General features: G+C 68.7%; 21 protein-coding genes. 12 read left to right on the forward strand and 9 right to left on the reverse strand.

Annotated elements, in window-relative coordinates; all coding sequences use genetic code 11:
- The first annotated feature begins 113 nt into the window (after positions 1 to 113).
- Both FNH13_RS05265 and FNH13_RS05270 read left to right on the forward strand, forming a co-directional pair.
- A complete protein-coding gene (locus tag FNH13_RS05265) occupies positions 114 to 1,811 on the forward strand; it encodes an ABC-F family ATP-binding cassette domain-containing protein (protein ID WP_143782506.1) in 1,698 nt (565 codons plus the stop codon).
- 26 nt (positions 1,812 to 1,837) lie between these two features.
- The gene (locus FNH13_RS05270; protein ID WP_143782507.1) at positions 1,838 to 3,934 is read left to right on the forward strand and encodes an alpha-amylase family glycosyl hydrolase; all 2,097 of its coding nucleotides are present in this window, start codon (positions 1,838 to 1,840) and stop codon (positions 3,932 to 3,934) included.
- A gap of 51 nt (positions 3,935 to 3,985) precedes the next feature.
- Here the strand turns inward: FNH13_RS05270 and FNH13_RS05275 are convergent, their stop codons facing one another.
- Positions 3,986 to 4,912, reverse strand: coding sequence for an AEC family transporter (locus FNH13_RS05275; RefSeq protein WP_165700022.1), 927 nt, complete (start codon positions 4,910 to 4,912; stop codon positions 3,986 to 3,988).
- Positions 4,913 to 5,029: 117 nt separating this feature from the next.
- Here FNH13_RS05275 and FNH13_RS05280 point away from each other — a divergent pair, with 117 nt between their 5' ends.
- Positions 5,030 to 5,461, forward strand: coding sequence for an OsmC family peroxiredoxin (locus FNH13_RS05280; RefSeq protein WP_143782509.1), 432 nt, complete (start codon positions 5,030 to 5,032; stop codon positions 5,459 to 5,461).
- 95 nt (positions 5,462 to 5,556) lie between these two features.
- On the opposite strand, the gene FNH13_RS05285 is transcribed toward FNH13_RS05280, so the two are convergent.
- Positions 5,557 to 6,126, reverse strand: a complete 570-nt coding sequence (locus FNH13_RS05285; protein WP_143782510.1) for a winged helix-turn-helix domain-containing protein — start codon at positions 6,124 to 6,126, stop codon at positions 5,557 to 5,559.
- A gap of 192 nt (positions 6,127 to 6,318) precedes the next feature.
- On the opposite strand from FNH13_RS05285, the gene rplM reads away from it, so the two are divergent.
- From rplM to FNH13_RS05305, 4 genes are all read left to right on the forward strand, one after another.
- Positions 6,319 to 6,762 carry a 50S ribosomal protein L13 gene (rplM, locus tag FNH13_RS05290; protein WP_143782511.1) on the forward strand — a complete coding sequence of 148 codons (444 nt, stop codon included), beginning with the start codon at positions 6,319 to 6,321 and terminating at the stop codon, positions 6,760 to 6,762.
- 16 nt (positions 6,763 to 6,778) lie between these two features.
- The gene (gene rpsI, locus FNH13_RS05295; protein WP_202878870.1) at positions 6,779 to 7,282 is read left to right on the forward strand and encodes a 30S ribosomal protein S9; all 504 of its coding nucleotides are present in this window, start codon (positions 6,779 to 6,781) and stop codon (positions 7,280 to 7,282) included.
- Between the two features lie 140 nt (positions 7,283 to 7,422).
- Positions 7,423 to 8,772: a phosphoglucosamine mutase gene (glmM, locus tag FNH13_RS05300; protein ID WP_143782512.1), complete on the forward strand. Its 1,350-nt coding sequence runs from the start codon at positions 7,423 to 7,425 to the stop codon at positions 8,770 to 8,772.
- A 59-nt stretch (positions 8,773 to 8,831) separates the two neighbouring features.
- Positions 8,832 to 10,706, forward strand: coding sequence for a cell wall-binding repeat-containing protein (locus FNH13_RS05305; protein WP_165700023.1), 1,875 nt, complete (start codon positions 8,832 to 8,834; stop codon positions 10,704 to 10,706).
- A 158-nt stretch (positions 10,707 to 10,864) separates the two neighbouring features.
- Here the strand turns inward: FNH13_RS05305 and FNH13_RS05310 are convergent, their stop codons facing one another.
- Together FNH13_RS05310 and FNH13_RS05315 are read right to left on the reverse strand one after the other, a co-directional pair.
- Positions 10,865 to 11,371 (reverse strand): beta-class carbonic anhydrase, encoded by a 507-nt coding sequence (locus FNH13_RS05310; RefSeq protein ID WP_143782514.1) that lies wholly within the window; start codon positions 11,369 to 11,371, stop codon positions 10,865 to 10,867.
- Positions 11,371 to 13,104 carry a fumarate hydratase gene (locus FNH13_RS05315; protein ID WP_143782515.1) on the reverse strand — a complete coding sequence of 578 codons (1,734 nt, stop codon included), beginning with the start codon at positions 13,102 to 13,104 and terminating at the stop codon, positions 11,371 to 11,373. Before FNH13_RS05315 ends, FNH13_RS05310 begins: the two co-directional genes overlap by 1 nt.
- A 178-nt stretch (positions 13,105 to 13,282) precedes the next feature.
- Here FNH13_RS05315 and FNH13_RS05320 point away from each other — a divergent pair, with 178 nt between their 5' ends.
- From FNH13_RS05320 to FNH13_RS05335, 4 genes are read left to right on the forward strand one after another with little or no spacing between them, the layout of a single operon-like run.
- Positions 13,283 to 14,587 carry an extracellular solute-binding protein gene (locus FNH13_RS05320; protein WP_143782516.1) on the forward strand — a complete coding sequence of 435 codons (1,305 nt, stop codon included), beginning with the start codon at positions 13,283 to 13,285 and terminating at the stop codon, positions 14,585 to 14,587.
- Complete coding sequence (locus FNH13_RS05325) at positions 14,584 to 15,537, forward strand: carbohydrate ABC transporter permease (protein WP_143782517.1); 954 nt, start codon at positions 14,584 to 14,586, stop codon at positions 15,535 to 15,537. The genes FNH13_RS05320 and FNH13_RS05325 overlap by 4 nt, the downstream gene beginning before the upstream one ends.
- A 12-nt stretch (positions 15,538 to 15,549) precedes the next feature.
- Positions 15,550 to 16,386 carry a carbohydrate ABC transporter permease gene (locus FNH13_RS05330; protein ID WP_143782518.1) on the forward strand — a complete coding sequence of 279 codons (837 nt, stop codon included), beginning with the start codon at positions 15,550 to 15,552 and terminating at the stop codon, positions 16,384 to 16,386.
- 27 nt (positions 16,387 to 16,413) lie between these two features.
- On the forward strand, positions 16,414 to 17,667 hold the full coding sequence (locus tag FNH13_RS05335) for an ABC transporter ATP-binding protein (RefSeq protein WP_143782519.1): 1,254 nt from the start codon (positions 16,414 to 16,416) through the stop codon (positions 17,665 to 17,667).
- A 4-nt stretch (positions 17,668 to 17,671) separates the two neighbouring features.
- Here the strand turns inward: FNH13_RS05335 and FNH13_RS05340 are convergent, their stop codons facing one another.
- Together FNH13_RS05340 and glpX are read right to left on the reverse strand one after the other, a co-directional pair.
- Positions 17,672 to 18,604, reverse strand: coding sequence for a carbohydrate kinase family protein (locus FNH13_RS05340; protein WP_143782520.1), 933 nt, complete (start codon positions 18,602 to 18,604; stop codon positions 17,672 to 17,674).
- Between the two features lie 4 nt (positions 18,605 to 18,608).
- Positions 18,609 to 19,634, reverse strand: coding sequence for a class II fructose-bisphosphatase (glpX, locus tag FNH13_RS05345; RefSeq protein WP_143782521.1), 1,026 nt, complete (start codon positions 19,632 to 19,634; stop codon positions 18,609 to 18,611).
- Between the two features lie 74 nt (positions 19,635 to 19,708).
- Between glpX and FNH13_RS05350 the strand changes: the two genes are divergently transcribed.
- A complete protein-coding gene (locus FNH13_RS05350) occupies positions 19,709 to 20,446 on the forward strand; it encodes a DUF4245 family protein (protein ID WP_143782522.1) in 738 nt (245 codons plus the stop codon).
- A 12-nt stretch (positions 20,447 to 20,458) separates the two neighbouring features.
- On the opposite strand, the gene FNH13_RS05355 is transcribed toward FNH13_RS05350, so the two are convergent.
- The 3 genes from FNH13_RS05355 to FNH13_RS05365 are packed head-to-tail and all read right to left on the reverse strand — an operon-like array spanning position 20,459 to position 22,067.
- Positions 20,459 to 21,016, reverse strand: coding sequence for a GNAT family N-acetyltransferase (locus FNH13_RS05355; protein WP_143782523.1), 558 nt, complete (start codon positions 21,014 to 21,016; stop codon positions 20,459 to 20,461).
- The gene (locus FNH13_RS19725; protein WP_143782524.1) at positions 21,009 to 21,374 is read right to left on the reverse strand and encodes an exodeoxyribonuclease VII small subunit; all 366 of its coding nucleotides are present in this window, start codon (positions 21,372 to 21,374) and stop codon (positions 21,009 to 21,011) included. The genes FNH13_RS05355 and FNH13_RS19725 overlap by 8 nt, the downstream gene beginning before the upstream one ends.
- 27 nt (positions 21,375 to 21,401) lie before the next feature.
- Positions 21,402 to 22,067, reverse strand: coding sequence for an NADPH-dependent F420 reductase (locus FNH13_RS05365; protein WP_143782525.1), 666 nt, complete (start codon positions 22,065 to 22,067; stop codon positions 21,402 to 21,404).
- Between the last annotated feature and the right edge of the window lie 162 nt (positions 22,068 to 22,229).

Below are 22,229 nucleotides of genomic sequence, written 5' to 3' on the forward strand. Positions count from 1 at the left end.
CGGTTCGCCTTCGACCTTAGCCACGAGGTCTGACGGCGGCGAGCCGGGAGTTCGGGGCGGCGTCGCAGCAAACCCCGTTGAGGTCGCGGCCGTCTGCCCCTGACAATGGGGCCGTGGGTCATCTCGAGGTCAACGGTGTCAGTTTTGCTCTCCCGGACGGGCGACCACTGCTCGACGGCGTCTCCCTGCGCGTCGGTGAAGGCGCGAAGGTCGCCCTGGTCGGGCCCAACGGCACGGGCAAGACGACCCTGCTGCGACTGATTGCTGGGGATCTCGCGGCGCAGACCGGATCGGTCGCCCGCAGCGGCGGGCTGGGGGTGATGCACCAGTTCATCGGGACCATGGGGCGCGACGACACCAGCGAGCCACCGACCGTGCGGGAGCTGCTGGTCTCGGTCGCCCCTCCGGACCTGCGCAGGGTCGCCCGGGAGCTGGAGGCAGCGGAGTATGCCGTGATGACCGTCGACGACGAGCCGGCGCAGATGGCCTATGCCCAGGCGTTGTCGGACTGGGCCGACGTCGGAGGTTATGACTACGAGACGCTCTGGGACGTCTGCACGGTCCGCGCGCTGGGCATCCCGTTCGAGCAGGCCCAGTGGCGCACCACCGACACGCTGTCCGGAGGTGAGCAGAAGCGGCTGGCGTTGGAGGCGCTGCTGCGCGGCCCGGACGAGGTGCTGCTGCTGGACGAGCCGGACAACTATCTCGACGTCCCGGCCAAGCAGTGGCTCGAGGGTCAGCTGCGCGAGTCGCCCAAGACCGTGCTGTTCGTCAGCCACGACCGTGAGCTGCTGTCCAACGTCGCGACCCGCGTCGCCACGCTCGAGCCGGGAGCCGCCGGCGCCGCGATGTGGGTGCACCCGGGCAGCTTCGCCACGTGGCACGAGGCCAGGGTGGCGCGCAACGCCCGGCTGGAGGAGGCGCGCCGCCGCTGGGACGAGGAGCACGCCAAGCTGCGCGAGCTGATGCTGATGTATAAGCAGAAGGCGTCCTACAACGCCGACATGGCCAATCAGTATCACGCGGCCCAGACCCGGCTGCGCCGTTTTGAGGACGCCGGTCCGCCCGAGGCCGTGGCGATCCCGCAGCAGGTCACCATGCGGCTGCAGGGCGGTCGCACCGCCAAGCGGGCGGTGGTCTGCGAGGCGCTCGAGCTCACCAACCTGATGCAGCCCTTCGACCTGGAGGTCTGGTTCGGCGAGCGGGTGGCCGTCCTGGGCAGCAACGGATCGGGCAAGTCACACTTCCTGCGACTGCTGGCCGGAGGGGGGTCGGACCCCGAGGTGGAGCACCGGCCCGTGGGCGACGTCGTGCCGGCCCCGGTGTCCCACACCGGCATCGCGCGCCTGGGCTCTCGGGTCCGGCCCGGATGGTTCGCCCAGACCCACGACCACCCGGCGCTGGTCGGTCGCACGCTGCTGGAGATCCTGCACCGCGGTGACGAGCACCGCCGGGGCCGGCCGCAGGACGAGGCGGCGCGGGTGCTGGACCGCTATGAGCTGGCCCGCTCCGGCGAGCAGACTTTCGACTCCCTCTCCGGCGGTCAGCAGGCGCGCTTCCAGATCCTGCTCCTCGAACTGTCAGGGGCGACCCTGCTGCTGCTCGACGAACCCACCGACAACCTCGACCTGCACTCCGCAGAGGCGCTGGAGACCGGCCTCGCGGCCTTCGAGGGCACCGTGCTCGCGGTCACCCACGACCGGTGGTTCACCCGCGGCTTCGACCGATTCCTCGTGTTTGGTGCCGACGGTCAGGTGCGGGAGACAACCGAGCCGGTGTGGGACGAGGGACGCGTGGTGCGCGAGCGCTGAGCCGGCCCCACGGCATACTGCACGGCATGAATCGTCGCACCACCCTGGTTGCGGTCGGCGCGCTCGCAGCCGTGGTCGCGGCGGGTGTCGTCGTGCCGCGCCTGCTCGATGAGGACGCTGAGCCCGGGGCCGAGGACACCGGGACCAGCACCTCGGCGCCGCCGGACGAGGCGGTCCCCGAGCAGCTGGAGGCACTGGCGCTGGACGGCCTGCGCGGACCGCTGACCGGAGAGCAGTTCTATTTCGTCCTCCCCGACCGGTTCGCCAACGGCGACCCGACCAACGACACCGCCGGCGTGGACGGCGACCGCCTCGAGCACGGCTTCGATCCCACTGACAGCGGCTTCTATCACGGGGGTGACCTGGCGGGACTGAGCGAGCAGCTGGACTATCTCCAGGGGCTGGGCACCACCGCGATCTGGCTCACCCCGGTGATGACCAACCAGTGGGTGCAGGGACCGCAGGGACAGGAGAGCGCGGCCTACCACGGCTACTGGATCACCGACTTCACCACCGTCGATCCACATCTGGGCACTCAGGAGGACCTGGCCACCCTGGTCGAGGAGGCCCACGCGCGGGACATGAAGGTCTTCCTGGACATCATCACCAACCACACCGCCGACGTCATCGACTACGAGGAGGGGGAGTACGGCTACCGGCCCCTGACCCAGGAGCCCTACACCCCGGTGGTGGCCGAGGGGGACGAGGACCTCAAGGTGCCCGACTGGCTCAACGACCCGGCGCGCTATCACAACCGCGGCAACAGCACGTTCGAGGGCGAGTCGAGCCTCTACGGCGACTTCTTCGGCCTGGACGACCTGGCGACCGGGCAACCGGAGGTGGTCGAGGGGATGATCGACATCTACACCGACTGGATCGACACCGGCGTCGACGGTTTCCGCATCGACACCGTCAAACATGTCGACCTGGAGTTCTGGCAGGCGTTCGGACCCGCCATGCTCGAGCACGCGGTCGCCGGCGGCAACGACGACTTCTTCATGTTCGGCGAGGTCTACGACGCCGACCCCCTGGCGATGAGTCAGTACTCCACCACCGGACGGCTCCCGGCGACCCTGGACTTCGGCTTCCAGGCCGGCGCCGCGGCATACACCGGGGGTGGCTCGGCCCGCGACCTGGCCACCCTGTTCGCCGGGGACGATTACTACACCGACGCCGACTCCAACGCCTACGCGCTGCCGACCTTCCTCGGCAACCACGACATGGGCAGGTTCGCGCAGTTCATGGGGCCTGCCGACCTGCGGCACGGCGACCTGGCCGAGCGCGTCGCCTTCGGCCACACGCTGATGTTCCTCACGCGTGGACAGCCGGTCGTCTACTACGGCGACGAGCAGGGTTTCATCGGGCGGCGCGGGGACAAGGACGCCCGGCAGGACATGTTCGCCACCCAGGTCGAGCAGTTCGCACAGGAGGACCTGGTCTCTGGGGGGCCCGGCAGCCGGGACCGCTATGACACCGACGCTCCGCTCTATCGCCACATCGCCGAGCTCTCCGCGCTGCGTGAGGAGCACCCGGCGCTCGCCGACGGTGCCCAGGTCACCCGGTATGCCGCCGACGGCCCCGGGATCTTTGCCGTCAGCCGGTTGCTCCCGGAGGAGGGGATCGAATATGTGGTGGCCGTCAACAATGACGTCGAGCCCGCGACAGCGAGCTTTTCAACCTACGCTCCGGGAACGGAGTTCGAGCCCGTCTACGGCACCCAGCAGGCGATCACCTCCGACGACGCGAGCACGGTGAGTGTGCAGGTGCCGGCGCTGTCGGCAGTCGTCTATCGCAGCGCCACCTCCGTGGCCGAGCCCGTCATCGGGCTGGAGGTGCAGGTCAGCGGTGGTGGGTTGGCCGGGCGGGCACCGATCACCGCCGAGGTGGGTGTCCCCGACGCGGAGAGTATGCCGTTCGTGCAGGTGACCTTCGCCGCGCGTCCCGCCGGTGGCGAGGGAGAGTGGCAGGTGCTCGGCACCGACGACCACCCGCCATACCGGGTCTTCCCGGACGTCGCCACGCTGCCGGTGGGACAGATCGACATCGTGGCTGTCGCCAAGCCACTGGCGGGGCAGATCGCCGTCGGCACCGCCACGGCTGTGGTGGCTGAACAAGCCCAGTAGGGGAGTGCGCGCAGGTGACCCTGCCCGGCACGCGCGGTGCGCACTGACCGGCTAACCCACGCCCATCAGCACCACGACCAGCAGCATCGCCGGCATCGCCAGGAAGGTCGTGGCGAAGACGCTGTCCCGGGCGAGGGTCTCGCCCTTGCGATAGGCGACCGCCAGGATGAAGACGTTCTGCGCGGTGGGCAGCGAGGCCATGACGACGGCCCCGAGCACCTCAGGGGTCGACAGACCCAGGACGGGACCGGCGACCAGCCAGGTCACGGCAGGCATGACCGCGAGCTTCAGCAGCACCATGGCGCTGAGCTCGGCGAGGGTGCCGCGTCCCGTGGGCAGGGGTGAGAGACGCAGGGAGATGCCGAAGGCGAGCAGCATGCAGGGGATCGCCAGACCGCCGATGAGGTCCACCGGCTCGCGCACCATCGCCGGCAGCTCCACGCCGGTGAGCGCGACCACCAGACCCAGGAGGCTGCCGATGGTGAGGGGGTTGGTGATCGGTGAGAGCACCAGCCTGCGCACGGACACCGTGCCGCGACCGGTGGCATCCAGCGCCGCCAGCCACATCGGCTGCAGGAGGAGCAGCTGCATGAGCAGGATCGGGGCGGCCCAGGAGGCGTCGCCGAGCACATAGACGGCGATCGGCACGCCGAGGTTGTTGGCGTTGACATAACTCACGCTCATTCCGCCCATCACGGCGTGCGAGAGCGGACGGCGCAGCACCAACCGCGCGAGGAGGAGATAGAGCCCGGCCGTGACGAACACCCCGGCGAGGGTGGCGAACAGGAAGCCGGAGAACAGAACGGCCGCGTCCGCGTCCGCGACGACGAGGAAGAGCAGGGCCGGAGAGCCGACCCAGAAGGTGAGGCGGGCCAGCATCTGCTGGCCCTCCCGGCCGAACAACTTGGTGTGCGCGATGAACCAGCCGACCGCGATGACCACCGCGATCAGCCAGAAACCCTGCAGGACAGCCACCACGATGAGCCATTATCGCCCCTCGGGGTGATCCCTGCGGATGAGGCTGGACGGGCGGGGCGTTACGGTGCAGGAGAAGGGGCCGCTGCCCGCGGCGCCCACCCGAGATGAGGAGCTTCCATGCCCAACCCTGTTGTCAGCAAGGCCAGCACGACCTGGAATGGTGACCTGTTCACCGGCAAGGGCAACACGTCCTTGGACAGCTCGGGCGCGGCGACCTTCCCCGTGGAGTGGAACGCCCGCGCCGAGGGCTCGGACACCACGACCACTCCCGAGGAGCTGCTCGCCGCCGCGCACGCCACCTGCTTCTCGATGGCGTTCTCCAACGAGCTCAAAAAGAACGACACCCCACCGACCGAGGTGCGCACCACCGCCGAGGTCACCTTCGTGGCCGGCACCGGCATCACTGGCATCGCGCTGACGATGACCGCCACGGTCGAGGGCATCGATGAGGAGACCTTCCAGAAGATCGCCGAGGGCGCCAGGGAGGGCTGCCCGGTCAGCCAGGCGCTCAAGGCTGTCGACATCACGCTCAGCGCCACACTGGCCTGAGCGCCGCGTCGCGTTGAACCCCTTGTGGGTTCAGCGCGATAGCGGGACGACCGACGGAGGGTTCGGCGGAGGGCTCGGCGGAGGCGGTGCACGCCTCACGAGCGGCTGACGGGGAGCGCGCAGGTGTAGACGGACACGCGCTTGGCCTGAGGGTTGCCCTGGCCAAGCCTGCGATAGCGCTCGAGCACCTCGACCAACTCCTCGCGCAGCGCTGTCATCTGCTCCGCAGTCACCAGCACCAGGTGGTCCTCCAACCCGAGGACCGACTGCCACGGTGCGTCCCACCCGGTGCGCTCATCGAGCCAGTCCCCGGCCCGGCCGGTGAAGTGCTCGAGATAGTCACGGGCCAGCCAGTTGGCCGCGGCCACGTCGTCCGGATCGTCGGGATCGGGAGCGTCGGCAGTGGTCTCACCCGGTCCGGTGGGGACGACCGCCTGCCAGACCCGGCGCCGGCCGGTGCCCTCTCCGCTGTCCTCGATCAGTCCGACCTCGGCGAGCTGGCGCAGGTGATAGCTCGTCGCGCCGGTGTTGGTCTCCAGGGCGCGGGCCAGCTCGGTCGCCGTCGCCGCACCGTGCACCCGCAACTGGGCCAGGAGCCGGCTGCGCAGGGGATGGGCGAGCACCCGCAGGGCGGTGCGGCCGGGGGAGAGGGCGCGTTCCGTCATACATCCAGTATGCACAGTTTGTGTGCACACCGGATGTGCATTGGCGTCACAGGTGACCGCAGAAGTGCTGCTGACCTGCTGGTTTGGCGGATTTGAGCGAACCGCGGCCGGTCCCGTAAACTGGATGACTGTTGCCGATCCGCGCGTCTGCGGGTCCGGCTCAAGCCATTCCCACGAACACGAGGGTTTCACGTGCGTACCTACACACCGAAGGCCAGCGAGATCACCCGCGCCTGGCACGTTATCGACGCCACGGACGTCGTGCTGGGCCGCCTCGCGTCCCAGGCCGCGATCCTGCTCCGCGGCAAGCACAAGGCGATCTACGCTCCCCACGTTGACACCGGTGACTTCGTCATCATCATCAACGCGGAGAAGGTCGCGCTGACCGGCGCCAAGCTGGAGCAGAAGCTGGCCTACCGCCACTCGGGCTACCCCGGCGGTCTGACCTCCAAGAGCTACACCCAGCTGCTGGAGCAGCACCCGACCCGTGCGGTCGAGAAGGCCATCCGCGGCATGATCCCGAAGAACTCCCTGGGCCGCCAGCAGCTGTCCAAGCTCAAGGTCTATGCCGGCGACAGCCACCCGCACGCCGCGCAGCAGCCCGTCCCGTTCGAAATCTCGCAGGTTGCGCAGTAAGGAAACTGAGACAGATATGACTGTGAACAACACCGAGAACACTGAGCTCGAGGCCGACGAGGTCGAGCTGACCGAGTACACCTCCGAGTCCGAGGGCCCTGTCGGCGAGGCTGCGCCGCGCCCGACCGCCTCCGCCCCCGGCGCCGGCACCGGCCGTCGCAAGCAGGCCATCGCCCGCGTCCGCATCGTGCCGGGCACCGGCGAGTGGAAGATCAACGGCAAGAGCCTGGACCAGTACTTCCCCAACAAGGTCCACCAGCAGATCGTCAACGAGCCGCTGACCGTGCTCGAGCTTGACGGTGCCTACGACGTGCTCGTGCGCGTCCACGGCGGTGGCCCCTCCGGCCAGGCCGGTGCCGTCCGCCTGGGTGTCGCCCGTTCGCTGAACGGTGTCGACGAGGAGCTGAACCGTCCGGCGCTGAAGAAGGCCGGTCTGCTCAGCCGGGACGCGCGCGTCCCCGAGCGCAAGAAGGCTGGCCTGAAGAAGGCCCGCAAGGCGCCGCAGTACAGCAAGCGCTGATCGACGCTGCTCCGCACGCGGAGCGCGCCGGACCCGAGGGTCCCGTCCTGCACCTGGGGCGGGGCCCTCGGGCTGTTCCGGTTAGGCTGTGGGGCTGATGGCGTCACTCGGCGCCCCTCCCTATCGCACTAGGAGTGGACGTGACGCGACTCTTCGGCACCGACGGTGTCCGCGGACTGGCCAACAAGGACATCACCGCGGAGCTGGCCCTCAAGCTTTCCGTCGCCGTGGCCCACGAGCTCGGCTCCAGCGGCACCAGCTATGGCGGGCGGCGGGCTTCTGCCGTGGTCGGCCGCGACCCGCGCGCGTCGGGGGAGTTCCTCAGCGCCGCGGTCATGGCCGGGTTCGCCTCGGCGGGCGTGGACGTCCTTGACGCCGGCGTGCTGCCCACCCCCGCGATCGCCTATCTGACGGCCCGGATGGATGCCGAGATGGGCGCGGTGCTGTCGGCCTCGCACAACGCCATGCCGGACAACGGCATCAAGTTCTTCGCCGAGGGCGGTCACAAGCTGGCTGACGACATCGAGGACGCGATCACCCAGCGGCTGGACGCGGACTGGGAGCGCCCGACCGGTGTGGGTGTGGGCCGGGTCCGTCCGTTCCCGCAGGGGGCTGACTTCTATATGGAGCACCTGCTCGCGTCGGTGCCCGGTCGGCTCGACGGTCTGCACGTCGTGATCGACGCGGCCCACGGTGCCGCCAGCCACGTCGGCCCCGAGGTGTTCCGCCGCGCCGGAGCCACCGTCGACACGATCGGCGGAGACCCGGATGGCCTCAACATCAACGACGGCTACGGCTCGACCCACATGGAGCGGCTGCAGCAGGCTGTGGTGGACCGCGGTGCAGACCTCGGGTTCGCGTTCGACGGGGACGCCGACCGGTGCCTGGCTGTTGACGCCGACGGCAACCCGGTCGACGGCGACCAGATCATGGCGGTGCTGGCGGTGGACATGCGCGATCGCGGCACCCTGGCCAACAACACGCTGGTGGCCACCGTGATGAGCAACCTCGGGCTGATGCAGGCCATGGAGCGCGAGGGCATCGCCGTCGTCCAGACCGCGGTCGGTGACCGCTATGTCCTGGAGGAGATGCGGGCCCATAAGCACACCCTCGGTGGGGAGCAGTCCGGCCACGTGATCATGCTCGAGCACGGCACGACCGGCGACGGGGTGCTGACCGCGCTCGCCGTGGCCCGACGCGTCCGGGCCTCCGGGAGCCCGCTTGCCAGGCTCACCTCGGTGATGCACCGCCTGCCGCAGGTCCTGATCAACGTCAAGGGCGTGGACAACAGCCGGGTCAACTCGGACGAGGCCGTCCAGTCTGCCGTCGCGGCTGCCTCGGCCGAGCTGGCCGGTGCTGGTCGCGTGCTGCTGCGCAAGTCCGGCACCGAGCCGCTGGTGCGGGTCATGGTTGAGGCAGACACGGCCGAGCGCGCCCAGCAGTATGCCGACCGGCTGGCAGCGACCGTCCAGGAGCGACTCGCCCTATGACGTGGGGCAGGACACGGTCGTGGTGGCCCGGCCCCGACCGGTCATCCTGGACCGTCTTCGTGACCGTGCTTCTAGCGGCGGCGATCACAGTCTCCGCCCCGAGCGGGTTGGGCGGGCTCGGCACGACCGCAGCGACCGCGTCACCGGCGGCGGCCCCGGTCCTCTCGGCGCTCGACGGCACCGAGGATGATCTCGGTGCGCGGGCCCTGAAGGGCGATTCATGGAGCAGGCCGGCCGCAGAGCCGCAGGACTTCACCCGGTACGGACCGGTCTTTCCCGTTTCGCCCCCCTTTGATGAGCTCCACCGGAACCCGGTCTACTACTCCGACGGATGTCATGCTCCCCGGTGGCGGGTCACGGTGGTGCCCGGCTGCACCTATGGCGACACCACCAGCAATGTCACCGTCGCGGTGGTCGGCAGCTCCAAGATCGGTCAGTACTTCCCGGCCCTGGAGGAGATCGCCCTCCGGGAGGGCTGGTCGCTGCGGATGTACACCAAGACCGCCTGTGACTTCGTGATGGACGCCCCGCCCACGCCTAACTACCCCCAGTGCGACCTCTACAACACCGCGCTACGGGAGCACCTGCAGAACAATCCTCCGGACCTGGCCATCACTGGCGGTATGCGGACCGACACGGTTGACGGCTACGCCAACGCCTGGCGGTTCCTGGAGAACCTCAGGGCCTCCCAGATCGGTGCCGTGTGGGACACCCCAGTGCCCCTGGGAGACCCTGACCGGTGTGTCGCCGAGGCGCTCATCGACCGTGCCGACCTGACTCGCTGCGCGCAGAAGCTCGACAGCGCGCGCAGCGGCAACCCAGGGATGCGAGAGGCCGCCTGGCGTGTGAAGTCGGCGAGCTTCATCAACCTGCGTGACTGGGTCTGCCCGGAGTCCTGGCTCAGTCCGGACTGCGCCATGGTCGTTGGCCGTGCCCAGATCTACGCGGAGGGCTCGCACCTGTCCCAGGGCTATGCCGCCACGCTCACGGACCCGCTGCACCAGCGGCTTCACGAGGCTGGCATTGCCCAGTTCCGCCCGTCAGTGGACCGTGTTGCCGGGGCAGACCGCTACGCGACGGCAGCTCTACTGTCCCGCGATGTGACCCCGGGCGGACGCGTGTTGGTGGCCAGCGGCACCGACTACCCGGACGCGCTCGCTGCGGCCGCCAAGGCGGGCCACACCGACGGCGCGGTGCTGCTGACCCGGGGCACCTCGCTTCCCCAGGCGACCCGCGAGGCGTTGATCCGCCTTGCCCCCTCCGAGATCGTGGTCGCCGGAGGGCGCTCCGCGATCAGCGCCGACGTCGTGCAGGAGCTGCAGACGCTCGGCGCGCAGGTGCGACGAGTCGAGGGTCCCGACCGCTACGCAACGGCGGCTGAGATCTCGACCCTGACGCCCGTGCGGACCGAGGGCGTCGTCTATGTCGCGACCGGCACCGGCTTCGCCGACGCCCTCGCCGCAGCAGCTCAGGCTGGCCAGTCGGAGGCAGCAGTCCTGCTCGTGCGTCCCGGATCCATCCCCAGCGCGACTGCGGAGGCGCTGCGAGAGCTGCGTCCCCGGCAGATCGTGGTGGCCGGAGGCAACGCCGCCGTCTCGCAGCAGGTGGTCAACGAGCTGAGGGGGTTCGCCACGGAGGGTGTGGAGCGCCGCGGTGGCGCGAATCGCTACGAGACGGCAGCACTCCTGGCGCAGGACACCCCGCCAGGGGGCGTGCTGCACGTCGGGGTGGGGAGCAACTTTGCCGACTCCCTGGCCGCGGCGCCGGCCTCGGCCGCCGCCCAGGGGGCCGTGCTGCTGGTGGCCTCCGGCCAGGTGCCAGGCGTCACAGCCGAGGCGATCCGTGCGCTGGAGCCCTCACGCATCGTCCTCGCGGGCGGCACTGCCGCGGTGAGCGAGAAGGTCAAGCGAGCCCTCATCCGGCTCACCCCCTGACCCATTTTCAGGGAGGTTTCGTAGGTGGAATCCACCTTTTTGCAGGGGTTTTGTCGGAGGAGTCGCCGACCAAACCCCGCCAAGAAGCGTCTGGGGCGGAACCTACGAAACCCCTCTAAAAACTCGGGTGGGACCTACGAAACCCCTCCAAAAATGGGTTAGACGAGGAGGTTCAGGAGGCCGGTGTCCACGTCATACAGGAAGCCGCCGACCTGGGCGCGGTCGCCGATCAGCGGGTGGCTGGTCACCCGGTGGACGTCCTCAACCAGGGCTGCGTGCTGGTCGGCGACGACGTGGAAGTGCTGCCACCAAGCGTCCTGACCGGACACCTCGGTGATCTTCTCGCGCAGCTCGTTCTCGGACATCTGCGACATCGCGCACCGGGTGTGCGGGACGACCATGATGCGGTTGACGTTGAGCAGGTGGACACCCAGGACGAGCGCCTCGAGCGCGGCGTCGGTGACGCGGCCACCCGGATTGCGGAAGATCTTGGCGTCGCCGTGGGTCAGGCCCACCATCGCCAGCGGCTCGATCCGTGAGTCCATGCAGGTCACGATGGCCACGCCCTGTCGGGCGATGCCGTCAAAGCCGCCGAGGCTGAAGTCCTGGGCATAGTCGTGGTTGTGGGCGAGGAGGTCGGCGAAGTCGCCCGTGGGAGTGCTCATCAGGACCTCACCGTCTGCAGACCCTGCCGCAACGGGATCGACATCGCCAGCGGCTTGCTCACCGCGGCGAAGAAGTCGTTGCCCTTGTCGTCCACCACGATGAACGCGGGGAAGTCCTCGACCTCGATCTTCCAGACTGCTTCCATGCCCAACTCCTCATACTCGATGACCTCGACGGACCTGATGCAGTCCTGCGCCAACCGTGCCGCCGGACCGCCGATCGATCCGAGATAGAAGCCGCCGTGGGCGGCACACGAGTCGGTGACCTGCTGGCTCCGGTTGCCCTTGGCGAGCATCACCTTGGACCCACCAGCAGCCTGGAACTGCTCGACATAGCTGTCCATCCGGCCGGCGGTCGTCGGCCCGAACGACCCGGACGGCATGCCCTCGGGAGTCTTGGCCGGGCCGGCGTAGTAGACAGGGTGGTTGCGCAGATAGTCCGGCATCTCCTCACCGGCGTCGAGACGCTCCTTGATCTTGGCGTGCACCAGGTCGCGGGCGACCACCAGCGGACCGGTGAGCGACACCCGGGTCTTCACCGGGTGCTTGCTGAGCTCGGCCAGGATCGCCTCCATCGGCTGGTTGAGGTCGATCGGGACGGAGGACTGTTTGCCGGTGCCGGACACCCCGTGGGTCTCGGCATCCAGCGCTGCGTCGACCTCCTCGGGCAGGAAGCGCGCCGGGTCGGTCTCCAGCTGCTCCAGGAAGATGCCCTCCGGGGTGATCTTGGCCAGCGCCTGCCGGTCGGCCGAGCAGGACACCGCGATGGCGACGGGCAGGCTCGCGCCGTGGCGGGGGAGACGGATGACGCGCACGTCGTGGCAGAAGTACTTGCCACCGAACTGGGCACCGATGCCGAAGTTGCGGGTCAGCTCGTGCACCTGCTCCTCCAGCTCAGGATCTCGTGTGCCGTGCGCGGCCAGTGATCCCTCGGTGGGCAGGCCGTCGAGGTAGCGGGCGGAGGCGTACTTCGCGGTCTTCAGCGCGAACTCCGCCGAGGTGCCGCCGAGCACGATCGCCAGGTGGTAGGGCGGGCAGGCAGCGGTGCCGAGGGAGCGCAGCTTCTCGTCGAGGAACTCCATGAGCCGCTGCGGGCTGAGGAGCGCCTTGGTCTCCTGATAGAGGAAGGACTTGTTGGCCGAGCCGCCGCCCTTGGCCATGAAGAGGAATTTGTAGGCCAGCTCGTGGCCCGGGGTCGTGTCGGCATACAGCTCGATCTGGGCGGGCAGGTTTGAGCCGGTGTTCTGCTCCTCCCAGGTGCTGATCGGCGCGAGCTGGGAGTAGCGCAGGTTGAGCGTGGTGTAGGCGTCGAAGATGCCGCGGGAGATCGCCTCCTCGTCGGAGACCGGCCCGTCCGGACCAGCGGCGGTCAGCACCTGCTGGCCCCGCTTGCCCATGACGATCGCGGTCCCGGTGTCCTGGCACATCGGCAGGACACCTCCGGCCGCGATGTTGGCGTTCTTGAGCAGGTCGAGCGCCACGAACTTGTCGTTGTTGCTGGCCTCGGGGTCCTCCAGGATGTTGCGCAGCTGCTGCAGGTGCCCCGGCCGCAGGTAGTGCGCGATGTCGTGCATCGCCGTCTCGGTCAGCAGGCGCAGCGCCTCGGGGTCCACCTCCAGGAACTGGCGACCCCCCGGGCCGTCGACGACGCGCACGCCGTCGCTGGTGAGCAGACGGTATGGCGTCTCCTCCGGGGCGGTTGGCAGGAGGTCGGAATAGCGGAACTCGGGCATGCCCGAAGCCTAAACCTTTGGCAAATGGCCGCGTCAGGGTGGCGCAGGCCACACGGCTGGTGTTCTATTGGACTGCGGTACAAGGTGTACGCCGGTCGCGCACACGGTGAATGATCATGGTTGCCCCACCACGGTCGGCACTGTGCGAACGGTTCATGTTCTGACAAAGGAGCCAGATGTGAGCAGGCAGAGATCACGCTCCAGGGTCGCGCTGGCGCTCTGCGCCGCCTCGGTGCTCGTCGGGTTGACGGCCTGCGGCGGCAGCGAGGACAACACGCGGCTGACCTGGTATATCAACCCCGACGGCGGAGGATCCAACCCTGAGGGCGGAGGTCAGGCGCAGATCGCCGCGGAGTGCAGTGAGCAGTCGGAGGGCGCCTACTCCATCGAGATCCAGCTGCTGCCCAACAGCGCCAGCGACCAGCGCCAGCAGTTGCTCCGCCGGCTGGCGGGCAGTGACTCCAGCGTCGACCTGATGAGTTTGGACCCCCCCTTCATCCCGGAGTTCGCCCAGGCCGGCTTCCTGTCCCCGGTGCCCGAGGACATGGTCGAGACCTTCACCGAGGACCGCGTCGAGTCCTCGGTTGTGGCCTCGACGTGGAATGACGAGTTGGTCACCGTCCCGTTCTGGGCCAACACCCAGCTGCTCTGGTATCGCAAGAGCGTCGCCGAGGCAGCGGGGTTGAACATCGAGGGCGGCAATGTCACCTGGCAGCAGATCGTCGAGGCCGCGGATGCGCAGGACGTGACGATCGGTGTCCAGGCCAACCGCTACGAGGGCTACACCGTGTGGATCAATGCGTTGATCGCCGGAGCCGGTGGAGAGATCCTGGTCAATCCGGGGCCGGATCTGGATGACATCGAGCTGGGTCTGGACAGCGACGCCGGTCGCGCCGCGGCGGACATCGTCCGCTCGGTCGCAGACGCTGGTGTCGGCGGCCCGTCGATGGGCACGAGCGACGAGACCGTGTCGCTGAATCTCTTCCAGGACCCCGACACCAGCGGCTTCCTGGTGAACTGGCCCTATGTGTGGGCCGCCTTCCCCGCCAACAACGTCGACTTCATCGACGACATCGGCTGGGCGATGTATCCCGCGACCAGTGACGAGGGTGACCCGGCGCCGCCCTACGGCGGCATCTCGATCGGGGTTGGTGCCTTCACCGAGGACCCCGACCTCGCCTACCAGGCCGCGGAGTGCATCACCAACCACGAGCACCAGGTGCTGTATATGACCGGGACCGGCAACCCGGCCTCGCGCGCCGCGGTGTTCGACGAGGCGGAGGTCATCGACCAGTTCCCGATGGCCGACGTCATCCGCGATTCGCTCGAGGTGGCCGTGCCCCGGCCGCAGACCCAGTTCTACGGCGACCTGTCGACCGCCATCCAGCGGGAGTGGAGCCCGCCGGGCGCCGTCACCGAAGACACCCCGGCCAGTTCGGCCGACCTCATCATGGCTGTTCTCAGAGGGGAGGCCCTGCTATGAGCACCGCAACGGCGCCCACCAGCACCCACCGGCAGGACAAGAAGACCAAACCGGTGCTGTCCGACCGGGCCAAGGCCGAGCGCAAGCTCGGCTGGAAGCTGGCCGGACCCGCCTTCGTCATCATGCTGGCGGTCACCGCCTACCCGATCCTTCAGGCGGTCTGGCTGTCCTTCTTCCGTTACCGGTTGACCGACCCGGACTCCCGGGAGTTCATCTTCCTCGACAACTACTCCGTGATCTTCACCGACTCGCTCTTCTACCAGGCGCTGTGGAACACGCTGTTCATCACGGTCGTCACGGTGGCGGTGGAGTTGGTGCTGGGCTTCGCCATCGCGATGCTGATGCACCGGATCGTGCTGCCCCGCAGGACTCTTCGCACGATCGTGCTGATCCCCTACTCGATCATCACGGTGGTCTCCGCGTTCGCCTGGCTCTACAGCTTCCGGACGGACACCGGCTATGTCAACGGGTGGCTGAACACCCTGACCCTCGGTGCCTGGGACGCCTCGTTCGACTGGTTCGGCAGCTGGCTGCCGGCCATGGGCGTGATCATGATCTCGGAGATCTGGAAGACCACACCCTTCATGTCGCTGCTGCTCCTGGCCGGACTGGCCCAGATCGACGGCGCGATGGAGGAGGCCGCCAAGGTGGACGGCGCCACCTTCTGGCAGCGGCTGTTCAAGGTCGTCCTGCCGAACATGAAGGCGGCCATCATGGTCGCGGTGCTGTTCCGCACCCTGGACGCCTTCCGCATCTTCGACAACGTCTTCGTCATGACCCGAGGAGCCAATAACACCGAGACCCTGTCCACGCTGGCCTATAAACAGACCATCGACCGCGTCGAGATCGGGATGGGGTCGGCCCTGTCCGTGGTCCTGTTCCTCCTGGTCTTCGCGATAGCCCTGCTTTTTATCAGAGGCTTCAAGGTCGACCTGGCCGGATCGAAGTAGGAGGAGGCTGACATGGACGCCACACCGAAGCAGAAGTGGAGCCTGGCCGCGGTCTCAATCCCGGTCATGCTCTGGACCCTCATCCCGCTGTTCTGGATCTTCTCCCTCGCGGTGAAGCCGCAGTCGATCCAAGCGGACAAGAAGTACTTCCCCCGCGAGTTCTCCTGGGAGAACTTCCAATTGATCACGACGGGCACCGCCAGCGACCTGTTCAACCCGGCGCTGGTCAACTCCATCGTGGTCTGCCTGATCGCCACCATCATCAGTGTCGTGCTCGCGACGTTCTGTGCCTACGCCATCGCGCGGTTGAACTTCCCGGGCAAGAAGCTGATCCTGCTGGTCTCCCTGGCCGTCTCGTTCTTCCCCGTGATCTCGCTGGTCACGCCACTGTTTGACCTGTGGCGCAATATCGGGTTGTTCGACACCATCCCCGGCCTGGTGATTCCCTATCTGTCGCTGACCCTGCCGCTCTCGATCTGGGTGCTCTCCGCCTTCTTCCAGCAGATCCCCTGGGAGATGGAGCAGGCGGCCCAGGTGGACGGTGCCACCAGCTGGCAGGCCTTCCGCAAGGTGATTGTGCCGCTGGCCGCCCCCGGGGTGTTCACCACGGCCCTGATCACCTTCTTCACTGCGTGGAACGACTTCGTCTTCGCGATCTCGCTGACGTCGGAGAACGCCCGCACGGTGCCGGCAGCACTGGCCTTCTTCACCGGTGCCAGCCAGTTCGAGCAACCCACCGGAGCCATTTCGGCGGCTGCGGTGATCGTCACCATCCCGGTCGTGATCCTGGTCCTGATCTTCCAGAAGCGCATCGTGGCCGGGCTGACCTCCGGCGCCGTCAAGGGCTGAGGCCCACTCAACCCAAGGAGAACCTCAATGTCACAGATTCAGCTCAAAGAGATCGGCAAGACCTACGCCGACGGCTACGAGGCGGTCAAGGGCGTCAGCATGGACATCGCCGACGGCGAGTTCATGATCCTGGTCGGCCCCTCCGGCTGCGGCAAGTCAACCCTGCTGCGGATGGTCGTCGGCCTGGAGGACATCACCTCTGGTGACCTGCTCATCGACGGCAAGCGGGTCAACGAGCTCGCACCGCGGGACCGCAACCTGTCGATGGTCTTCCAGAACTACGCGCTCTATCCGCACCTGTCGGTCTATGAGAACATCGCCTTCCCGCTGCGACTCAACAAGGGCGAGATCAGCGAGGAGGAGGTCAAGCGGCGGGTCTCCGACGCGTCGACCATGCTCGAGCTCAATGACCACCTGGACCGCAAGCCGGCCAACCTCTCCGGTGGCCAGCGCCAGCGGGTGGCGATGGGCCGGGCCATCGTGCGCGACGCCGACGCCTTCCTGTTTGACGAGCCGCTGTCCAACCTGGATGCCAAGCTGCGCGGCCAGATGCGCACTGAGATCGCCCGCATGCAGCGCCGCCTGGGGCAGACCACGATCTATGTCACACACGACCAGACCGAGGCGATGACCCTGGGCGACCGGGTCACCGTCCTCAAGAAGGGCGTCGTGCAGCAGATCGCGTCCCCGCGCGAGCTCTACGAACAACCGGTCAACCTGTTCGTGGCCGGGTTCATCGGATCCCCGCCGATGAACTTCCTGCCGGCTCGCGTCCGGGACAACGTCCTGGAGCTGCCGTTCTGTGAGGTCAGCTTCGGCGAGGAGTTCGCCGGGAAGGTCGCCGGCAAGGAGCTGGTCATCGTCGGGCTGCGCCCGGAGTTCGTCAAGGACGCGGAGATCCAGGAGCCGGGTGCCAATGCCATCCACTTCGAGGCCGACGTGGACGTCACCGAGTGGCTCGGCAACGAGCTGTATGCCTATGTCCCCTTCGAGGCTGACCAGTCCGTGCAGCACAAACTCGACGAGCTGGACCGTGATCTCGACGGTGAGGGCATGCGCACCCAGATGGTGGTCAACCTGGAGGCGCGCTCCCGGGTCAAGGAGGGCGAGCGTGCTCGGTTCTTCTTCGATCCGATGCTGATGCACGTCTTCGACCCGGAGACGGGTGACAACCTCACGCGCGACGAGGAGGCGGCCGAGCGGATCGCCGCGGAGAGCGAGGAGGACCGCAAGCGCGCCCTGGCGCGGGCCAAGCGGTTGGACGCCGAGGCGAGCGCCTGAGGGTTTAGTCGCTGACGGACAGGTCTGAGCGGGTCGGTGCTGCGGCACCGGCCCGCTCGATCGTCCAGTAGGCGCAGGCGCTCGCCCGCGCAACCGCTGGGAGTATGTCGTCCAGCCCGGCCGTGCGCAGTGCCTCCCTGGCCTCGCGACCCCCGAGAAGGCCGGCATCCAGCAGCCCGGAGAGCAGTCCGGCCATGAACGAGTCGCCGGCCCCGACGGTGTCCACGACCCGTGCCGGGACCGCTTGCACCGCGGCCTCCTCACCCGCCGCCGGGAGGTGCACCAGTGCGCCGTCCGGCCCACGGGTGATGACGATGACCGACGGACCCAGCTGGCCCCAGAGGCGAGCCACCTCGAAGACCGGTGCACCGGCATACAGCCAGGCGAGGTCCTCGTCGCTGGTCTTGACGACGTCGGACCAGCCGATGAGCTCCTCGACGCGGGCGCGGACGTCATGGGGCTCACCCATGATGCTGGGCCGCAGGTTGGGGTCATAGCTGATGGTGGCGTCCGCCCGGGACCGCTGGACCAGCTCCAGGACCTGACTGGCGCCGGGCTCGAGCGTCGCGGCGATGGAGCCGGTGTGCAGGTGCACACCACCTGGTGGGTCGATCGGGGGGAGGTCCCAGGGCAGGTCGAAGTCGTAGGTGGCCACGCCCGCCTCGTCGAGGTGGGCCGTGGCGGTGGGGGTGCGGTCCGCCGCCTCGCTGCCAGGACTCAGCCGGACCCCGGTCGCGGCCAGGTGATCCTGGATGCGCCGGCCCCGCTCGTCCGGTCCCAGGTGGGTGAGCAGCTCGGCGGGATGGCCCAGACGGGACAGGCCGATGGCCACGTTGGCGGGGGAGCCGCCCACATGCTCCTCACGCCCGGCGGGGCCGAGCACGATGTCGATCAGGGCCTCGCCGACCACCAGGGTGCGTGCTGCTTGGGACGCCATCCGGTCAGTCCGTGCCGCCGCGGCCGACGAGGTCGGCGACCTTGTTGAGCCGGTGGTGGGCCTCGATCTCGCGGATGGTGCCCGACTTGGAGCGCATCACCAGGGAGTAGGTGATCGCGGACCCGCCGCTGGCGAAGCGCACACCGCGCAGCAGCTCGCCGTTGGTGATGCCGGTGGCCACGAAGAAACAGTTGTCGCCGGTCACCAGGTCGTCGGTGGCCAGGACGGCGTCCAGGTCATGACCGGCGTCGATGGCGCCCTGGCGCTCCTCGTCGTCCTTGGGCCACAGCTTGCCCTGGATGACCCCGCCCATGGCCTTGACCGCGCAGGCGGTGATGATGCCCTCGGGGGTGCCGCCGATGCCGAGCAGCATGTCGATGCCCGACTCGTCGCGGGCGGCGGCGATGCCACCGGCCACGTCGCCGTCGGTGATGAACTTCAACCGGGCCCCGGCCTCCCGGACCTCCTGGGCGAGCTGCTCGTGGCGGGGACGGTCGAGCATGACCACCGTGATGTCCTCGACGCCGCGCTTCTTGGCCTTGGCGACGCGACGGACGTTCTCCTTGACCGGCAGGCGGATGTCAACGTGGTCGGCCGCCTCGGGGCCGACCACCAGCTTGTCCATATAGAAGACGGCGCTCGGGTCATACATCGTCCCGGACTCGGAGACCGCCATGACGGCGATGGCGTTGTCCATGCCCTTGGCCGTCAGCGTCGTGCCGTCGATCGGGTCCACGGCAACGTCGACCTTGGGTCCGGTGCCGTCGCCGACCTTCTCGCCGTTGAAGAGCATCGGTGCCTCGTCCTTCTCCCCCTCACCGATGACGACGATGCCGTCCATCGCGACTCCGGAGATGACCTTGCGCATCGCGGCGACGGCGGCACCGTCGGCGAGGTTCTTGTCGCCCATGCCCACCCAGCGAGCGGCGGCCAGGGCGGCGGCCTCGGTGACTCGCACCAGCTCCAGAGCCAGGTTGCGGTCGGGCAGGACCGACTGGTGTGACGTGCTGCGGGCGTCCTCGGTGGGCATGCTCGGCTCCTCGGCAGGTGGGCGACGTTGCTGCCCCGACACTACCGCCCGGCTGTCAGTGGGACGATAGGAGTGTGAGCCGCAGCCCCGAGACCAACCCGACCACCCGTGAGGAGACCGCACAGGACCAGGAGCGCCCTGTGCCAGACCAGGACGAGCCCACCCAGGACCAGGGAGTGGAACCCGTGCCCCACCGGGGGCAGACCGCGCCCGACGAGGGCGCCGACACCCCGCCGACCACCGATGGTCCGCAGCAGGGCGAGGACAAGTCGGTCGCCCGGCTGCGCAACTACTCGGTCCAGAACATGGTCTACTCCCTTCTCGCGGTCCTGGCCCTCGCGTTTGCCTGGTGGGCTCTGATGCCCAACCCCGATCAGCTCGAACGTCGACCGGTCGAGGTGGACATGGTCTCGCCCTACGCGGCGGCGGAGTCCGACTTCCCGGTGTGGACACCGGAAGCCTTCCTGGGGGAGGACTGGACGGCCAACTTCGCCACCTTTGAGACGCACGCCGGGTCGCTGTCCTGGCGGGTGGGTCTGGTCACCCCCGCGGGAGAGTATGTCGAGATCTCCCAGACCGCTCAGGCCACCCCGGAGTGGGTGGGCGCCCTGACGGAGAAGGCGGGGGAGCAGGTCGGGACCCGCACGATCACCGGACCCGACGGCCCGGCGGAGTGGACCGCCTACGAGGGTGAGGAGCGTGCTGTAGTCCTCGAGCCCGAGCAGGGCGAGGTCGGCACGACCCTGGTGCGCGGGACGGCCGGATGGCCCGAGATCGAGGAGTTCATCGGCAAGCTCGAGGTCGCTGGCTGACCCCGCCGCTCGTCAGAGGTCGAGGGGCAGGCGCTGCGTCTCCGGCCACGGGTCGGTGACCAGCCGCGAATAGGTGTGCACGTCGACGCGCACACCGTCCACCAGGAACTTCTCCCGCTCGACACCCTCCATGACAAAACCGGCGGCCCGGGCCACTCCGCCGGAAGCCGGGTTGTTGGCACGGTGGCCGAGCTCGAGCCGGTGCAGGAACATGTCGGTGAGCGCATAGTCAGCCAGGGTGACCGCCGCGCGCGACATCCATCCCCTGCCGCGGTGCTCGCGGTGCATCCAGTACCAGAACCAGCCGGTCTCGTTCTCCTGGTCGATCGAGCTCACCACGACCGCACCGATCATCGAGCCGCCCAGGTCGAGGGCCAGGGCCAGGCGCTCGCCGCGACCGCCCATGAAGCTGACCCAGTTCTGAGCCTCCTCCAGGGTGCGGATCGTGCCCTGTCGGCGCATGGCGTCGTCGTCGAAGGCGTCGAGCACCGCCGGCGCGTCGCGCTCCTCGATGACCCGCAGCCGGGGCAGGTCAGGCACCACCTGGAGCGTGGAGGGGGCGTCAGTCATCCGCAGGGTCGTCCTCGTCGATCGCGTCCCCCGCCTGGTCCGCCTGGCTGCCGGTCCCCTCGTCCACAGCCTGGTCCGTCTGGCTGCCGGTCCTCTCGTCCCCAGCCTGGCCCGTCTGGCTGCCGGTCCCCTCGTCCCCAGCGCCCGGTGCGGCGCGGTCCAGCTGCTGCTGTGCCTGGTCCAGCTTGGCCTTGCAGTGTGCGGCGAGAGCCTCTCCACGCTCCCAGAGCGTCATCGACTCCTCCAGGGAGGCGCTGCCGCCCTCGATGCGGGCGACGATCCCGACCAGCTCGTCCCGCGCGTCCTCATAACTGAGTTCGCTGATCTCCTCGGTCGCCTGGCTGCTGTCCGCGCTCATGGAAAGACTCTAACGTCGCCCACACCGTCACCCGGCAGAGCTCGCCCGGCCCTGCTGGCTCACCGAGGGCCGAGAGAGCATCGTCTCCAGCTGTGCGGCGACCACGTCTGCCCCGAAGGCCTCGGTCCCAGGCTGCAGCGCCGCGCCGCTGGCCAGCGGCCCGACGACCACCGGGTCGAACCCCAGATCGTCGACGATCCGGGAGGCAGTCGCCAGGTCCGCCGGGTCGTCGCCGGCGATGCCGATCGCCGTGCGGCCGGGGGCACCCGCTGGCCGCGCCTGGTCCTCGATGTCGTGGTAGCCCATGTGGTTGAACGCCTTGACCACCCGGGCGGCGGGCAGAAACCGCTGGACGATCTCACTCGTGGAGGTGTCTGGATCGGTGAGGTCGTCGCGCACCCCGTCGACCTCCCACCAGTAGTTCATGGCGTCCAGGACCAGCTTGCCGGCCAGCGCGTCAACCGGCAGGGTGTGGTGCTTGCCCAGCGGCAGCGCCAGGATGACCACATCGGCCTTGAGCGCGGCGTCGACCGCGGTCGCCGGGACCGCGCCGGGCACCAGCACCTCGATCGTGAGCGAGATCTGGGCCGGGTCACCGGAGCCGGCGATCAACACCTCGTGCCCCGCGGCGACCGCGTGCCGCGCGAGGACGGTGCCGACCTTGCCAGCGCCCAGGATGGCGAGGGTGCTCATGCGCAACCTTCCGTGAGGGGAGTGCCGTGGCGGCAGCGCGGGATGAGACCGGCGCGCCACGGCCGTTGAAGCGTCATCTAGTGCCAACGATGCGGCCCGCACGGTATTCCGGTGGGGCGCGGGCCGCCGTGGCGGCGACGGGCTGCACGGTATTCCGGTGGG

Origin of the sequence: Ornithinimicrobium ciconiae, assembly GCF_007197575.1 — a bacterium.
In the GTDB taxonomy this organism is placed as follows: Bacteria; Actinomycetota; Actinomycetes; order Actinomycetales; family Dermatophilaceae; genus Ornithinicoccus; species Ornithinicoccus ciconiae.

Bases quoted from the DNA above. Each gene is read 5' to 3' on its own strand.
- FNH13_RS05310 (WP_143782514.1), bottom strand. From the start codon at position 11,371: ATGAGCACTCCCACGGGCGACTTCGCCGACCTCCTCGCCCACAACCAC.
- glpX (WP_143782521.1), bottom strand. From the start codon at position 19,634: ATGCCCACCGAGGACGCCCGCAGCACGTCACACCAGTCGGTCCTGCCC.
- FNH13_RS05330 (WP_143782518.1), top strand. From the start codon at position 15,550: ATGGACGCCACACCGAAGCAGAAGTGGAGCCTGGCCGCGGTCTCAATC.
- FNH13_RS05340 (WP_143782520.1), bottom strand. From the start codon at position 18,604: ATGGCGTCCCAAGCAGCACGCACCCTGGTGGTCGGCGAGGCCCTGATC.
- rpsI (WP_202878870.1), top strand. From the start codon at position 6,779: ATGACTGTGAACAACACCGAGAACACTGAGCTCGAGGCCGACGAGGTC.
- FNH13_RS05285 (WP_143782510.1), bottom strand. From the start codon at position 6,126: ATGACGGAACGCGCCCTCTCCCCCGGCCGCACCGCCCTGCGGGTGCTC.
- FNH13_RS19725 (WP_143782524.1), bottom strand. From the start codon at position 21,374: ATGAGCGCGGACAGCAGCCAGGCGACCGAGGAGATCAGCGAACTCAGT.
- FNH13_RS05315 (WP_143782515.1), bottom strand. From the start codon at position 13,104: ATGCCCGAGTTCCGCTATTCCGACCTCCTGCCAACCGCCCCGGAGGAG.
- FNH13_RS05270 (WP_143782507.1), top strand. From the start codon at position 1,838: ATGAATCGTCGCACCACCCTGGTTGCGGTCGGCGCGCTCGCAGCCGTG.
- FNH13_RS05355 (WP_143782523.1), bottom strand. From the start codon at position 21,016: ATGACTGACGCCCCCTCCACGCTCCAGGTGGTGCCTGACCTGCCCCGG.
- FNH13_RS05325 (WP_143782517.1), top strand. From the start codon at position 14,584: ATGAGCACCGCAACGGCGCCCACCAGCACCCACCGGCAGGACAAGAAG.
- FNH13_RS05365 (WP_143782525.1), bottom strand. From the start codon at position 22,067: ATGAGCACCCTCGCCATCCTGGGCGCTGGCAAGGTCGGCACCGTCCTC.
- FNH13_RS05280 (WP_143782509.1), top strand. From the start codon at position 5,030: ATGCCCAACCCTGTTGTCAGCAAGGCCAGCACGACCTGGAATGGTGAC.
- FNH13_RS05335 (WP_143782519.1), top strand. From the start codon at position 16,414: ATGTCACAGATTCAGCTCAAAGAGATCGGCAAGACCTACGCCGACGGC.